At 67.4% G+C, this 14,205-nt stretch carries 13 protein-coding genes and 8 pseudogenes; 10 read left to right on the top strand and 11 right to left on the bottom strand.

The annotated features are described in order from the left end of the window. Positions 1-280: 280 nt before the first annotated feature. Both FQ389_RS12400 and FQ389_RS12395 read right to left on the bottom strand, forming a co-directional pair. A pseudogene (locus FQ389_RS12400) lies at positions 281-1,752 on the bottom strand (ATP-binding protein); the annotation flags it as partial. Between the two features lie 115 nt (positions 1,753-1,867). After that, a pseudogene (locus FQ389_RS12395) lies at positions 1,868-2,479 on the bottom strand (class I SAM-dependent methyltransferase). 17 nt (positions 2,480-2,496) lie between these two features. Here FQ389_RS12395 and FQ389_RS12390 point away from each other — a divergent pair. Next, positions 2,497-2,961 carry a tRNA (cytidine(34)-2'-O)-methyltransferase gene (locus FQ389_RS12390; RefSeq protein WP_144208065.1) on the top strand — a complete coding sequence of 155 codons (465 nt, stop codon included), beginning with the start codon at positions 2,497-2,499 and terminating at the stop codon, positions 2,959-2,961. A gap of 3 nt (positions 2,962-2,964) precedes the next feature. Here the strand turns inward: FQ389_RS12390 and FQ389_RS12385 are convergent. From FQ389_RS12385 to FQ389_RS20115, 8 genes and pseudogenes are all read right to left on the bottom strand, one after another. After that, positions 2,965-3,057, bottom strand: a pseudogene (locus FQ389_RS12385) (nitroreductase family protein); the annotation flags it as partial. Between the two features lie 22 nt (positions 3,058-3,079). Beyond that, positions 3,080-3,226, bottom strand: coding sequence for a hypothetical protein (locus FQ389_RS20140; protein ID WP_260860718.1), 147 nt, complete (start codon positions 3,224-3,226; stop codon positions 3,080-3,082). Then, a complete protein-coding gene (locus tag FQ389_RS20135; protein ID WP_260860717.1) occupies positions 3,223-3,393 on the bottom strand; it encodes a hypothetical protein in 171 nt (56 codons plus the stop codon). The genes FQ389_RS20140 and FQ389_RS20135 overlap by 4 nt, the downstream gene beginning before the upstream one ends. A 130-nt stretch (positions 3,394-3,523) precedes the next feature. Then, a complete protein-coding gene (locus FQ389_RS20130) occupies positions 3,524-3,877 on the bottom strand; it encodes an SDR family NAD(P)-dependent oxidoreductase (RefSeq protein WP_260860721.1) in 354 nt (117 codons plus the stop codon). Between the two features lie 50 nt (positions 3,878-3,927). Further along, a pseudogene (locus FQ389_RS12375) lies at positions 3,928-4,274 on the bottom strand (hypothetical protein). Positions 4,275-4,373: 99 nt separating this feature from the next. Further along, positions 4,374-5,180, bottom strand: a complete 807-nt coding sequence (locus tag FQ389_RS20125) for a helix-hairpin-helix domain-containing protein (protein WP_260860720.1) — start codon at positions 5,178-5,180, stop codon at positions 4,374-4,376. 237 nt (positions 5,181-5,417) lie between these two features. Next, positions 5,418-6,152: pseudogene (locus tag FQ389_RS20120) on the bottom strand (error-prone DNA polymerase); the annotation flags it as partial. An 88-nt stretch (positions 6,153-6,240) separates the two neighbouring features. Further along, positions 6,241-6,567: pseudogene (locus FQ389_RS20115) on the bottom strand (hypothetical protein); the annotation flags it as partial. Between the two features lie 777 nt (positions 6,568-7,344). Here FQ389_RS20115 and FQ389_RS21300 point away from each other — a divergent pair. From FQ389_RS21300 to otsB, 5 genes are all read left to right on the top strand, one after another. Beyond that, complete coding sequence (locus tag FQ389_RS21300; RefSeq protein ID WP_313901980.1) at positions 7,345-7,596, top strand: hypothetical protein; 252 nt, start codon at positions 7,345-7,347, stop codon at positions 7,594-7,596. 2 nt (positions 7,597-7,598) lie between these two features. Further along, positions 7,599-8,039: a wax ester/triacylglycerol synthase domain-containing protein gene (locus FQ389_RS21295; RefSeq protein WP_313901979.1), complete on the top strand. Its 441-nt coding sequence runs from the start codon at positions 7,599-7,601 to the stop codon at positions 8,037-8,039. 159 nt (positions 8,040-8,198) lie between these two features. Continuing rightward, positions 8,199-8,576 (top strand): hypothetical protein, encoded by a 378-nt coding sequence (locus FQ389_RS21290; RefSeq protein ID WP_313901978.1) that lies wholly within the window; start codon positions 8,199-8,201, stop codon positions 8,574-8,576. Beyond that, positions 8,564-8,692 carry a hypothetical protein gene (locus tag FQ389_RS21285; protein ID WP_313901977.1) on the top strand — a complete coding sequence of 43 codons (129 nt, stop codon included), beginning with the start codon at positions 8,564-8,566 and terminating at the stop codon, positions 8,690-8,692. Before FQ389_RS21290 ends, FQ389_RS21285 begins: the two co-directional genes overlap by 13 nt. Positions 8,693-8,734: 42 nt before the next feature. Then, on the top strand, positions 8,735-9,829 hold the full coding sequence (otsB, locus tag FQ389_RS12360; RefSeq protein ID WP_144208062.1) for a trehalose-phosphatase: 1,095 nt from the start codon (positions 8,735-8,737) through the stop codon (positions 9,827-9,829). On the opposite strand, the gene FQ389_RS12355 is transcribed toward otsB, so the two are convergent. Further along, entirely contained in the window at positions 9,826-10,698 is an 873-nt protein-coding gene (locus FQ389_RS12355) for a MaoC family dehydratase (RefSeq protein ID WP_144208059.1), read from the bottom strand. The two genes, otsB and FQ389_RS12355, sit on opposite strands and share 4 nt — an antisense overlap. Before the next feature lie 131 nt (positions 10,699-10,829). On the opposite strand from FQ389_RS12355, the pseudogene FQ389_RS12350 reads away from it, so the two are divergent. The 4 genes and pseudogenes from FQ389_RS12350 (at position 10,830) to FQ389_RS20105 (ending at position 14,191) form a co-directional block, all read left to right on the top strand. Then, positions 10,830-11,489 (top strand): annotated as a pseudogene (locus tag FQ389_RS12350) (histidine phosphatase family protein). Positions 11,490-11,599: 110 nt separating this feature from the next. Beyond that, positions 11,600-13,140 (top strand): annotated as a pseudogene (locus FQ389_RS12345) (SDR family NAD(P)-dependent oxidoreductase); the annotation flags it as partial. Further along, positions 13,134-13,535 carry a nucleoside hydrolase gene (locus FQ389_RS20110; protein WP_260860716.1) on the top strand — a complete coding sequence of 134 codons (402 nt, stop codon included), beginning with the start codon at positions 13,134-13,136 and terminating at the stop codon, positions 13,533-13,535. The pseudogene FQ389_RS12345 and the gene FQ389_RS20110, both read left to right, overlap by 7 nt. Next, positions 13,532-14,191, top strand: a complete 660-nt coding sequence (locus FQ389_RS20105; RefSeq protein ID WP_260860715.1) for a nucleoside hydrolase — start codon at positions 13,532-13,534, stop codon at positions 14,189-14,191. Before FQ389_RS20110 ends, FQ389_RS20105 begins: the two co-directional genes overlap by 4 nt. Positions 14,192-14,205 lie beyond the last annotated feature (14 nt).

Genomic DNA, 14,205 nt, shown 5'->3' with positions numbered 1-14,205 from the left:
ACCGGGCCCGACCGACCCGAAGGACCAGCACTGGAATCACACCAAGAGTGCATGGCTGCTCGACATGGGAATGCTGGGAGTTCTGTGCGTAATCTATAGCGCGATCGTTTGGTGGAAGATCCGGCTGAAACGACGCTGAATTGACGAGTAGCCCGGCGCCCTCGGTCGCACCGTCGAGTTTCTTACCATTGGTCACGGACATGCCGGCGGCGAGGAAGTCTGCGTCATGCGCGGCGTGGTGCCACCGGGCGTGGTAGTACCGCTGCACAGCCACGACAACTACGAGGGCGTTGACCACGGTCGACAGCGGCACCGGCTCACGCTGGTCGCGGGCGAGCTGCGCACCGGCGAGCACCAGCAGGTTGGCCCTGTTGCGACGCAGCCGAGCGGCCAGATGACCCAGCCGGAACAGGCTGTCCAGCCGTTCGGGGTCCTCCTCGTTGCGCTCCAGGCGATCGATCAGCGACAGCTAATGATCGACCAGTGACCGGCTGCGCCGGGACATCGTCTCGAACATGTCGTTGACCAGCAGCCGCAGCCGCGCCTCGTCACCGGCCAGCAGCAGCGCCTGGGTGTGCAACTCATCCACTGCATGGGGCGACCTGGCCGATCTCCTCGGTGGTGTACACTGGCAGAGGAGCCGGAATCGGTTCGACACCACCGGCTTTGACGCGGGCGATCTCATCCTCGAGATCGGTGTGGGCAATCTTGAGCGCGCCGTCGCGCAGCGCCCGCAGCGGCACCACCAGCGCGCGGCCCATCAACAACACGATTATCAGGGCGATCATGATGGCCGCCAGCACCACGACGCCGTCGCGGACCTCGGCGGCGTGCCATTCGTCGGCCTGGGTGTGCACCGCCTTGGTCACCGACGCGGTGGCGTCGGCGATGACCTGCTCGGCGATCGTGTCGGTGACTGAAGCGAACGCAGCAGATCCGGATTGTCGACGAGCACGCTGGCCGGGTCCGACATGATCGCCATCCGGGTCACCATCTGCTGTTGCAGGGTCTTGGCGTCCGGCGAGCCCGCACCGAGCACCTGGCTCATCCCGAACAACGTCGACGGCTCCGTACCGGCCAGCGTGATCATCGAGGTCCGCAGCCGCGACTCGGGCAGTCGGCGCCGCGGGTCACCAGAATCTTCTGCATCATCATCTGGCCGCGGGCGGCGACGGCACGGCTCAATCCCTGTGCCTGGGCCCGGATTTGCGCATCGTCCACCCGAGGCGCTGATAGACGTCCTCGGCCCAGCGATTGCCTGCCGTCGAGCAGCGTGCGCACTCCCGCCCGGAGATCGGGGTCCACGTCGGTGTCTTCCAGCCGCGTCTGAAGCTCACCCTTGCGGGCGTCGTAATTCTTCTTCGCGCCGACGACGTCTCGTCCGGTGGAGCCCGCCAACAACGCGACGTCCAGCGCCGACATGTACTTGGTGAACGCCGGCAGCATGTCGGCGCGGTCGGCGGCCAACCGCAAACCGCTGGAGCTGGCCATCGCGGTGTTGACGCGTAGTCCGCCGAACAGCGCGGCCAGGATCAGCGGAACCAGCACATGGCAAGGACTTTTCCACCGGACCGGCCAGTTGCTCAACGACCACGCCGGCGGTCGTTTCGCCGAAGCCGCCGAACTAGCCGGGACCGCAACGGTCGGTGGGTGCCGCCTCGACCCGGGGGTGGGCGGTTGAACACGGTCATGCGGCGACTGCAGGCCGGCGACTGCGCCGGTACTGCGCGCCCAATCAAACGAGAGGCTCATGAGCTTTCCTGCTTTTGTTCCGCTTCCCCCACGCCGAAACGCGCGAGCGGTAAACGCGTGGCAATTCGACGAGTATGGACAGCCCGCGGATCGTTATCGACCGGATAGCACCGCGCTACGCGGGCCGCAGAATCGCGACGAGAAAGTCCGAGTCGGCGGCGAAAGGGCCGCAGATCCCGGGTGGACAGCAGCAGGTCGGGCGTCAGCCCGGCAGCGGCGGCGTGTTCGACGAATTCGGTGAACTCCGTAGTCGCGGCCCGCACCGAACCCGATCGCCGCGCGCCCGTCGTCGGCGAGGTGGGCCCGCAGCCGGCTCAGCACCCGCCCCCGGGTGCTGGGGGCCAGAAACGCCATAACGTTGCCGGCCGAGACGATGACGTCGAACGGTTCGGCGATGCCGCGGGCTGGCAGGTCGAGTTCGGCGAGGTCGCCGACCACCCAGCGCGGGCCGGGATAGTCCTGTTCGGCCGCCGCGATCAGCGCCAGGTCGACATCGACGCCGACCACGTCGTGACCGACGGTGGGGCCAGGTAGCCCCGCCCACCCGCTCGGGGCCGCATCCGGCGTCCAGGATGCGCGCACCACTCGGCGTCAGCGCGTCCACCAGCCGCGCCTCACTGAACAGTTCGTCGCCTGCGCGCACCATGGCACGGAAACGCTCGATGTACCAATGCGAATGCCCCGGATCGGCAGCGACCTTCTGCATCCAGATGCTCTGCTCGACCATGCGACCATTATCGCGTTGTGTTCAAGCTGATGTTCGTGTCGCCCCGGATCCCGCCCAATACCGGCAACGCAATCCGCACGGCCGCGGCCACCGGCGCCGAACTGCATCTGGTCGAGCCGCTGGGCTTCGACTTGTCCGAGCCCAAGCTGCGCCGGGCCGGGCTGGACTACCACGACCTGGCGTCGGTGACGGTACACCCGACGCTGCAGGACGCCTGGGATGCGGTGTTGCCGGCGCGGGTGTTTGCGTTCACCGCGCACGCGCCGACCGTGCTCGCCGACGTCGACTTCCGGCCCGGCGACGTGTTGATGTTCGGCCCGGAACCCGACGGCCTGAACGACACGATCCTGGCCGACGCCCACATCACCCGGCAGGTGCGCATCCCGATGCTGGCGGGCCGGCGCTCGCTGAACCTGTCCAACGCCGCGGCGATCGCGGTCTACGAGGCCTGGCGCCAACTCGGCTACCCGGGCGCGGTGTAGCGCTTACCAGCTGTTCCAGTGCGTCAGCTGGTCGGCGGGCAGCCGCTTGGCCGGAAGGAAATCGGTGCCCTTGGCGTAGGCGATCGGGAACAGACCCCTGTACCGTGGACAGCGTCCGTCACGCTTCGATGTCGGCTTTGAGGTCCTCGATCTTAGCTTCCGCCGCGGCGACGCAGTCGGTGCCCAGCAGCAGATGCACCGGCGGCGCGGGCGGCCGACGCGATGTCGACGATGGCCGCGGCCGGCCTTGACCGGTCGCCGTCACCCGGCTGGGCATGGCTGACGTCCGCGACGTGGGCACGCACGGCCCCCGCGGTCGGCCTCGTAGTCGGCGATGACGTTAGCCGCGGTGTCGAGGCTGGAGGCGTCGAGGAAATCGGTGCGGAAATAGCCGGGCTCGACGATGGTGACCCAGATGCCCAGAGGCCGCACCTCGTGGGCCAGCGCCTCGCTGAATCCCTCGAGCGCGAACTTGCCGAGCAGTAGATGCCCCAGCCGGGCCCGCCGACCAGTCCGCCAACCGAACTGAGGTTGATGATGTGGCCGCTGCGTTGACGGTGCATCACCGGCAGCACGGCCGCTGCACGGTCAGGGTGCCGAACACATTGACCTCGTAGACGGCCCGGACCACGGCGGCGGATGACTCCTCGACGGCGCCGAGCAAGCCACGGCCGACGTTGTTCACCAGGACATCGATCCGGCCGAACGTGTCGACGGCCGACTGGCCCGCCCGGGTCGCCTGGTCGGCATCGGTGACGTCGAGGTCGATCGCGAGCAACGCGTCGCGCCGGCGTCGGGCAGTTGTTCCAGGATCTGTTGCGCGCGCCGAGCGGTCGCCACCACCTGATCGCCCCTGCGCCAGAATCTTGCGGGCGATCTCGAGTCCAAACCCGCGCGAAGCTCTGGTGAGAACCAGACTTTTCCGTCACTATACCCTCGTTCTGCTCGCTCTTCGTCTCGCTGAGATCAGTTTGCCAGCGGCGGAGGCGGCTGGTCGGCCGGGATCGCGCCGCCGCAGCCACCGGGCGGGAGCAGAGCCGGGAAGGAGTTCGTCGCTGCCAACGCAGTCGTAATAGAACTGCGGGCCGACGAACCAGGTTTTCATCCACTGGTGCCAAAACGACCTGTCGGGGTACTTCTCGCCGTCGCACACGGCCAAATCGCCGTACCCCACCGACCACCCGGGCGGTAACCCTTGGTCATGTCCGGCTGGTGCGGATCGGACGGATCGGCGCTAGCAACGGCGGGGAAAGAACAACGGCCGCAGCACAACCCAATAGTGCGGCACCGCGGCGGATGGCTGTGAATTTCATTACCAACTCCCTCGAAACTGTAATCACGACAACCATTTTCAAGCGACGAGCAGACAGCTTACGAATAAACAGGAAGGGGCAATGGGGTTTTAGCTAAAGTCACGAGATTTCGAGCCGACGGCCAGGGTGATGTGACCCCGTCGCTCGGCCACAACAGTGACTGCGCCGCTGACGTTTTGAACCTGGCAGCGCACCAGCATCGCCGGGGCGGTATTCGCCAGTCTGCGGTGCCGGGCCCACACCGCCGGGGTGCAGAGCACGTTGACCATCCCGGTTTCGTCCTCGAGGCTGATGAACGTCACACTTTGCGCCGTGCCGGGTCGCTGTCGGTGGGTCACAGCGCCGGCGATCAACACCCGGTCCCCGTCGGGCACACTCGGCAACTGGTCGGCAAGTATCACACCCATCGCGTCCAGGTCGGCCCGCAGGAACTGGGTCGGGTAACTGTCCGGGGAGATCCCGGTGGCCCACACGTCCGCGGAGGCCAGCTCCAGATCGGTCATCCCCGGCAAAGGCCGGGATATGCGATGACGACCCCACGCCGGGTAGCCGGTCGGGCCGTTGGGCGGCCTCGGCCCCGGCCGCCCACAACGCCGCGCGCCGCGACGTCCCGAAACAGCCCAACGCCCCCGCAGTGGCCAGCGCCTCGGCCTGCGGCACCGAAAGCTGTAACCGTGTGGTCAGGTCCAGCAGAGAGGTGAAGGGGCCGTTGGCCTTTCGTTCTTTGACCATCCGGTCGGCGAGGTCATCGCCGATATGCCGGACGGCACCCAGCCCGAGCCGGACTTCGGTGCCGGCATTCTCCAGGGTGGCGTGCGTCAGGCTGGCGTTGACATCGGGGCCGTGCACCCACACGCCGTGCCGGCGGGCGTCGGCCACCAGCGACTGGGGCGAATAGAAGCCCATCGGCTGGGCGCGCAGCAGCGCCGCGCAGAACGCGGCCGGGTGGTGCAGCTTGAACCACGACGAATAGAACACCAGGGAGGCGAAGGACAGCGCATGGCTCTCCGGGAAACCGAAATTGGCGAACGCCTCCAGCTTTTCGTAGGTCCGGCCGATCACCTCATCGGGAGCGTCGTGCAATCTGCGCATGCCGTCGTAGAACCGATCGCGGAGCCGTCGCATCCGCTCGGCCGAACGCTTGGACCCCATGGCGCGGCACAACTGGTCGGTCTCGGCGGCGGAGAAGCTGGCGCAGTCGACCGCCAGCTGCATCAGCTGCTACTGGAACCGTGGCACTCCCAACGTCTTTCGCAGCGCCGGTTCCATGGACGGGTGGTCGTAGACGACCGGGTCTATCCCGTTGCGCCGCCGGATGTAGGGATGCACCGATCCGCCCTGGATGGGCCCGGGGCGGATCAGCGCGACCTCGACCACCAGGTCGTAGAACAACCGTGGCAACGTCGCCATCTGGACGCGTGACTCCACCTGGAACACCCCGACGGAGTCGGCGCGGGCCAGCATCTCGTAGACCGCTGGCTCGGAGAGGTCCAAGCGAGCCAGATCGACCTCGACGCCCGTGTGCTCGGCGACCAAATCCATCGCGTAGTGCAGCGCCGAGAGCATGCCTAGGCCGAGCAGGTCTAACTTCACCAAACCGATTGCCGCACAGTCGTCTTTGTCCCACTGCAACACACTGCGGTTCTCCATCCGCGCACATTCCACGGGGCACACGTCGGCGATCGGACGGTCACAGATCACCATGCCACCGGAATGAATCCCCATGTGTCGCAGCAGATTCCGGATCTGGTTGGCCAGGTCGATCACCTGTTCGGGAATGCCCTCTACATCGGGCGAGTCGGCCAGCCCGTTCCAGTGGTTGATCTGTTTGCTCCACGCGTCTTGCTGCCCCTGCGAGAAACCCAAGGCGCGGGCCATGTCGTGCACCGCGATCTTGCCCCGGTATGGTGATCACGTTGGCGACCTGAGCGGCGTAGTCGCGGCCGTATTTGTCGTAGACGTACTGGATGATTCGCGCTGATCCGACTCGATGTCCATGTCGATGTCGGGCGGACCGTCGCGGGCGGGCGACAGGAAAACGCTCGAACATCAGCTCGTTGACCACCGGATCGACTGCGGTGACACCGAGAGCGTACCAGACCGCGGAGTTGGCCGCCAATCCCCTGCCCTGGCACAGGATGTTGTTCTCCCGGCAGAACCGGGCGATATCGTGAACCACCAGAAAGTAGTACGGAAAGGTCAGATGCGCAATGACTTTCAGCTCCCGCTCGATCTGGGCGTACGCACGCGGCGCGCTCTCGGGCGACCCGTAGCGTTCCCGCGCGCCCGCCATCGTCAACTGCCGCAGCCAGCTGTCCTCGGTGTGGACGGCGGGCACGTCGAACGGCGGCAATCGCGGCGCGATCAACGCCAGCCCGAACGCACATTGCTCGCCGAGTTCGACGGCGGCGGCCACCACATTAGGGTCCCCAAGGGGCACATGCCCGAACAGCCGGGCCATCTCCGCACCGGACCGCAGGTGCGAGCCGCCCAGCAGGGCCAGCCATCCGGCGGCCAGCGACTGCCGGGCCCGGATCGCACCCATCGCCATGGCCAGCCGGCGCCGCGACGGCTCCGCGAAATGCGCCCAGGTGGTGGCGACGACCCCGACCCCGAAGCGCCGCGCGATCCCGGCCAGCACCGCGTTGCGTTCATCGTCGAGGGGGCTGGCCATGCTGGGTCAGCTCGACGCTGACCCGGTGCGCACCGAACCGGTCGACCAGATCGGCCAGCGCCCGCTCCGCGGCCTCCGGACCACCCTCGGAAAGAGCTTGGCGGACATGTCCTTTGCGGCAGCCGGTTAAGATGTGCCAATGCCTGCCGGCCGCCTCGGTCAGCGCGCCACGGTTTGCTGTCGAGCAGACGCTCCATCTCCGCCCAACTCCGCGGCTCGTTGCTGAAACCCACCCGAACAGTCTATCGAATGTATGTTCGATTATGTTTACAGTTGTTAAAGCGGTTGTTAAACCGGGATTCAACTTCTAAACACAGTCTTAACGGCTTGGACCTACCGCGATCGCACCGCCGCGACTGATACTGGTACGAGGCCGACGACGGGCGGGAACTACAAATGGTACAGCTGACAGCGGCATTGGACAGCGGCTTGCGCACCGCGGCCGATCCCGACCGGCAGGCCAGCGTGGTGACCGGCGCGGTCGCCATCGTCGAAGGCTCGGCCCCCAGCATGGGCCGGCTCAAAGACCTTCTGGCGGAACGTCTTCTCGCGATACCGCGCTGCACCCAAGCGTTGCGGACACACCCGCTCAGCGGCGCCCAGCACTGGATCGACGACCCCGGGTTCGACCTCACCTGCGCCGGGTAGCGGTGCCCCACCTCGGTGACGAGGCCGACCTTTCCCGGGCGATTGCCCACGCGCTGGAGCGGCCGCTGGAATCGGACCGGCCACCGTCGGAGTGCTGGGTGATCGACGGTCTGACGGGCACATGGACCGTCCTGGTGAAGGTGCACCACCAGCTGGCCGGGGCCATCCCGGCGGTGCATCTGTTGACCCGGCTCTGCGACGACGCCGACGGCGGGTTCTTCGCCGATCCGCCTGTGCCCGAACTCGATCCGGCACCAGCCCGAAAGCGCGGCTGGTTCGAGGCGCTGGAGTCAGCTTCGGCCGTCACCAAACAACCTGGCCGACAGCATCTGGTCGGTGGCGCGGACATCGTCGGCGGCCTCAGCCGGTTACGATGCGCCGCTACGGCATCGTGCGTGTTCCGCTGGCCGCGGTGGACGCGGTGTGCGGCAAGTGCCGGGTGACCACCAACGACGTCGCGCTCGCCGCCATCATCGAGGGCTTCCGGGCGATGCTGCTGGATCGCGGCGAACGGCCCCGGCCGGATTCGGTGCGCACCCTGGACAAGGCCGACGACATCGCGGGCAAGCTGCCATACCTGCCCATCGAACACGACGGATCCGGTGCAGCGGCTGCGGATAGTGCACAGCAGCCTGAACAAGCCCGAGCCAGCCGGAAAGAAGAGCAGCATCGCCGACCTGGCGACCGGCTTCATGCCGGTAGCCTTGTGCGCCAAGGCACTTCATCTGGTGCTCAGCCGGCTGCCGCAGCCCGGAGTCGTGACGCTGGCCACCAACACGCCCGGGCCGCGGCACCGGTCGGCGCTGAGGCGCCACCGTGGAATGTCTGCTGCCGATCCCACCGACGGCCTCACAACTGTCCAGCAGAGTCGCGGTCCTCAGATACGGCGACAGGCTGATCTTCGGCATCACCGCCGACTACGACGCCGCACCGCAACTGCAGCGTCGCCGCTGGAATCGAACGCGAGATGGCACGGCTGACGGCGCTCAGCCAGGACTCCGTGCTGTTGTTCACCGGGGATCGCCGCAAGCGCCGGGCCCGCGCGCTGCCCAAGGGCGTACCGCCGACCCATCCGAGCGCGCGAGCGCGGCACTAACCCTGCCGGGGCGGGAGCGACCCACCGTGAGAAGGTTGATCCGTGCCCACCCCGGAGCAGCTGACCATCGACCCGCGCCGTCACGACGCGGTGCTGTTCGATCCCGCGGCCAACATTCCGGCCGCGTTGCTCGGGCAACTGCACGACGCGGGCGTCGCCACCGGCACCTTCGCGCCGGGCGACGACGTGGCGGGCATTCGGGCCGGGCGTTGCGCCGTCGTCGCCGCGAGTGACGCGACGGCCGCGGCCGCGGCCGATCGCGGGTTCGCGCTGGTGATCGACGCGCAGCGGCTCGGCAACGTCACCGCCCGTACCGGCGACCGGCGCATGTCCCAGCTCGCCGACGCCGCGTGGCTGCTGGAAGGCGACCTGCGCACCCGGCACCCGGCGGTGTTCTTCGACTTCGACGGCACGCTGGCGGACATCGTCGACGATCCAGACGCGGCGCAACTAGTCGCCGGGGCCGGGGCGGCGCTGCGAAAGCTGGCCGCGCGGTGTCCGGTCGCGATCCTGTCCGGCCGCGACCTGGCCGACGTGACGGCGCGGGTCGGCCTGCCCGGCATCTGGTACGCCGGCAGCCACGGATTCGAGCTGACCGCTCCCGATGGAACCCACCATCAGAACGAGGCCGCGGCCGCGGGGGTCCCGGTGCTGGCACAGGCGGCCGCCCAGCTGCGCGAGCGGCTGGCCGCCATTCCCGGAGTCGTGGTGGAACACAAGCGATTCGGGGTGGCCGTGCACTACCGCAACGCGGCACGAGACCGAGTCGGCGAAGTGGCGGCGGCCGTCCATGCCGCGGGCCGCCGCGACAAACTGCGGGTGACCACCGGCCGCGAAGTCATCGAACTGCGCCCCGATGTCGACTGGGACAAGGGCGAAACGCTGCGCTGGGTGATCGATCACCTGGACGGCCCGGCGAGCCTGACCCCGGTCTATCTCGGCGACGACATCACCGACGAGGACGCGTTCGACGCGGTGCGCCGGCCGCGCCGAGGCGCGGCCGGCGGCATTGCGATCCTGATACGGCACAACGACGACGGCGACCGGGCGACCGCCGCCCAATATGCGCTGGACAGCCCGGCCCACGTCGCCGAGTTCGTCGACAGGCTGGCCCGGCAGCTGGCCGAAACCGGCTAGCTCGGCGCGTACTCCACCGCGCCGTCATCGAGCACCACCCGCGCGTCGGCAACGTCGGCCCCGGAAGCTTCGGTGCGAAACACCGCTTTGCCTGGCTCGGTACGCCAGATCAGCGTCGTCAACGTCTCGCCGGGGAACACCGGCGAGGTGAACCGCGCGTCGATCGAGACGATGTTGGCCGCCACGCCCTGGCCGAGCTCGGCCACCAGCGCTCGGCCCGACACCCCGTAGGTGCACAGGCCGTGCAGGATCGGCTTGGGGAAACCGGCCAGCTCGCGGGCGAACCACGGGTCGCTGTGCAGCGGGTTGCGGTCCCCGGAGAGCCGGTAGATCAGCGCCTGATCCTCGCGGGTGGGCAGGGCGATCCGGACGTCGGGCGCACGGTCGGGAAACTCCGACGCGATGGGGCGCTGACCCGGCTGCCCGCCGAACCCGCCCTCGCCGCGCAGCACCAGCGTGGTCAGCGTCTCGACGATCAGCCGACCCGAATCCGGGTCGGTGCCGCGACCGCGCAGCATGACGATCGCATTCTTGCCTTCGCCCTTGTCCTGCAGATCGGCGACCTCGGTGACGACCGACAGCTTGCCCGCGGGCGGCAGCGGCGCGTGCAGCCGGATGCCTTGCGAACCGTGTAACAGCATGGCCCAGTTGAACTTTCCGATCTTGCCGGCCGCCCCGAAGGCCGGGCAGCAGATCACCGCGTAGGTGGGCAGCACCTGCTGGGTGATGTCGTGGCTGTTCTCGGTGGTGAACGACAAGTCCTCGAGCCCCGCCCCGACGCCGAGGGCGTACAGCATGGTGTCCCGATCGGTCCATTCGAACAACATCGGCTCGGTCACTACGCCGATGGCAGTCGGGTCAATCGCCATACGAGTCTCCTCAATCTTGAAGATTCGAGCTTTTCTGCACCCAACCATTGCAAACTCTTCCCCGAGGCCCGTCGGCAGGGCAGGCTATCGCCACGGGGACGCGCAGCAAGTTCGGAAATGCCGCGAAGTTTGTGACGATACTCGTCGTCGGTGCTGCGGTGGCTCGACCCAGGCACGCTCGATCACGGTGACCTTCATCCGCAGCGCCCAGACTCAGGCTGAAGCCGACGGCGTGATCAACACCGACCGCCCGGCCCCGGACTGACCGCCGAGGGCAAGGGACAGGCCCAGCAGGTGGCGCACCAGAGCGGTCGCAACGACTTCGACGCCGTCTGCGCCTCCGCCATGGTCGAGGCCCAGCAGACCGCCGCACCATTGGCCAGCAAACTCGGCAAGACGGTCGACATCTTTAACGGCGTGCAGGCCTTGAACGCCGGCTGGTACAACGGCAAACCCGAATCGATGGCGGCGAGGACATACATGCTGGCGCCGGTGAATTGGATCGAAGGCGACGTCGGCAACAGCATCCCGGGCTCGATCAGCGGGAAACAGTTCAACGACCAGTTCACCGCCGCCGTCAACAAGGTCTACACCAGCGGGAACAGCAAGCCGGTGGTAGGTCTCCCAGGGCGTCGCGATCATGACGTGGACCCTGATGGTCGCCAAGAACGGCAAGGCAAGCCTGATGACCAGATCATCCCCTGCCCAACATCGGCCGCGTGGTGGTGACCGGCAATCAGACGGACGGGTGGACGCTGGTCGAGTGGGACGGGATCCGCAGCTTCACCTGATCCCCGTTACCATGACGCCATGCGGTATGACGTTACCGGCGGTACGGAGTTTAGGGCGCCGCGTCGTAGCCGAATTGCTGAACACCCGGCGTGACGCGCAGGTGTGGGTTCTGGTCCGGCGGCAGTCGCTGGGACGTTTCGAACGTCTTGCCGCCAAGTGGGGCGAACGGGTCAAACCGCTGGTCGGAGACCTCGCCGGGCTTGGAGCTCACCGACGAGACCGTCGCCGAGCTGGGCCACGTCGACCACCTGGTGCACTGTTCGGCGATCTACGACGTGACCGCCGGCGAGGCCGAGCAGCACGCGGCCAACGTCGAGGGCACCCGCGCCGTCATCGCGTTGGCACTGCGGCTGGGCACCACGGTCCATCACGTGTCGTCGATCGCGGTGGCCGGCGACTTCCGCGGCGAATACACCGAAGACGACTTCGATGTGGGCCAGCAGCTGCCCAGCCCGTATCACCAGACGAAGTTCGAGGCCAAACTGCTGGTACGGTCCACACCCGGGCTGCGCTACCTCATCTACCGCCCGGCGGTGGTGGTCGGCGACTCCCGTACCGGCGAGATGGACAAGATCGACGGGCCGTACTACTTCTTCGGCGTGCTGGCCAAGCCTTGCGCGGCACCGGTATTGAAAGTACCCGAGTTCGCCTGTTATGCGCCCAGGCTATGGCGGTACTGGGCCGAGCACCTCGACCCCGATCGGGTTCGCCGCGACGATCCGGCCGGCGCCCTGCGGGGCATGCACGCGATCATCACCGGTGCGTCCAGCGGAATTGGGCGGGCCTCGGCGATCGCGGTCGCCGAGCGGGGCGCCACCGTTTTCGCTTTTCGCGCAACGGTTCCGCGCTCGACGAGCTGGTCGCCGAGATCCGTGCCAGCGGCGGTCAGGCACACGCGTTCACCGATTCGGTGTCGGTGGAGCACACCATCAAGGACATCCTGGGCCGGTTCAGTCACGTCGACTACCTGGTGAACAACGCCGGGCGTTCGATTCGCCGCTCGGTGATCAACTCCACCGACCGGTTGCACGACTACGAACGGGTGATGGCGGTCAACTACTTCGGTGCGGTGCGCATGGCGCTGGCGTTGCCGCCGCACTGGCGAGAGCGCCGGTTCGTTGACGTCGTCAACGTGTCTAGCGCGGGCGTGCTGGCCCGCAACCCGAAGTACAGCTCGTATCCCTACCAAAGCGGCCTTGGACGCGTTCTCCGATGTGGTGGCCTCCGAAACACTGTCCGACCACATCACGTTACCAATATCCACATGCCGCTGGTCAAGACGCGATGATCGCTCCGTCGCAACGGCTCAACCTGGTCGCACCGATCAGTGCGGAACGGGCGGCGGCCATGGTGGTGCGCGGACTGGTCGAAAAACCGGCACGCATCGACACCCCGCTGGGCATCCTCGCCGAGACCGGAGACCTGTTGCCAAGACGTCCCGACGGATTCTGCATCAGGTATACCTGGGGTATCCGGATTCCGCGGCGGCCCTGGGGGTGGCGCCGGCCGCTGGACCACACGGATGACCACACCGCGGCGCCCACTCCGGCGACCAGGCGGCCCAAACTCCCGGTCCGGGCTGTCGGGCGCATCGGGGTGCCCCGGCTGGTCCGTAAGGCGGTCCGCCTGGTGCCCGGGATTCATTGGTAACGGCGAGCACCGGTCGTAAGGAACCGATCTTCGCCGACGTCGATACCGGTGTCGATGATGCGCTGGCCCTGATCTACCTGCTGGCCAGCCCGGACGCCGACCTGGTCGGCATCACCTCGACCGGTGGAAACGTTGGGGTACAACAGGTTTGCGCAAGCAACTTGGGTCTGCTCGAGCTGTGCCACGCCCCCGGCATCCCGGTGTCAAAGGGATACGACGAGACGTTGACCGGCCCGCTACGCACCCCGTCGAAAGTGCACGGTACGCGCGGCTTGGGGTATGCCGACCTGCCGCCCAGCGACGCCGCGCTGACCGACTACGACTCGGCGACGGCCTGGGTGCGGGCCGCGCAGACCCGGCCCGGTGAGCTCATCGGCTGGCGACCGGCCCGTTGACCAACCTCGCGTTGGCGCTGCGCATGGAGCCCACACTGTCAACGTTGTTGCGCCGGCTGGTGATCATGGGCGGGTCCTACGACCAAGTGGGGAACACCACCGCCGTCGCGGAATGGAACATCAGCGTGGACCAGGAGGCCGCCGATCAGGTTTTCCGGGCATGGTCGGCGGAAAACCTTGAACCACAACATCTTCCAATTTTGTGCGGCCTGGATCTGACTCGCACCGTCGCGATCACACCGGAAATCCTGGCACGGCTGGCCGGCGCCGCGGGATCGACCACGACGACGATGAGCGTGCAGGACGAACGCGGGACCCGATCGACGGCGTCCAATCCTCTGATCCGGGTAATCGAAGACGCAATCCGGTTCTACATGGAGGCTATTGCGACAACGGGCACGGTTATCTGGCACACCTGCACGACCCGTTGGCGGCGGCAATCGCGCTGGACCCCGGATCTGGTCGCGACACGCGCGGGCCGGGTGGATGTCGAGCTGGCCAGGACCCTAACCCGCGGCATGACCGTGACCGACTGGCCCGGGCGTCGAGAACCGAACGCGCGCATTGGCATTCGCGTCCACTCCGCGGCGTTCTTCGATCGCTTCATCGAACGAGTGGGGCCGTTCGCGCGGTGGGTCGGTGCGGCTGTGGAATAGTGGCGTGACGGGTC

This window comes from Mycobacterium tilburgii (assembly GCF_902168065.1).
Classification (GTDB): domain Bacteria; phylum Actinomycetota; class Actinomycetes; order Mycobacteriales; family Mycobacteriaceae; genus Mycobacterium; species Mycobacterium tilburgii.
This window is presented reverse-complemented; position numbering and strand designations above follow the sequence as displayed.

What these genes read in the sequence shown, in the direction of transcription:
- FQ389_RS20125 (WP_260860720.1), bottom strand. Translation starts at nt 5,180, where the DNA reads ATGGGCTTCTATTCGCCCCAGTCGCTGGTGGCCGACGCCCGCCGGCAC.
- FQ389_RS21300 (WP_313901980.1), top strand. Translation starts at nt 7,345, where the DNA reads ATGGTACAGCTGACAGCGGCATTGGACAGCGGCTTGCGCACCGCGGCC.
- FQ389_RS21285 (WP_313901977.1), top strand. Translation starts at nt 8,564, where the DNA reads ATGGCACGGCTGACGGCGCTCAGCCAGGACTCCGTGCTGTTGTTCACC.
- FQ389_RS12355 (WP_144208059.1), bottom strand. Translation starts at nt 10,698, where the DNA reads ATGGCGATTGACCCGACTGCCATCGGCGTAGTGACCGAGCCGATGTTG.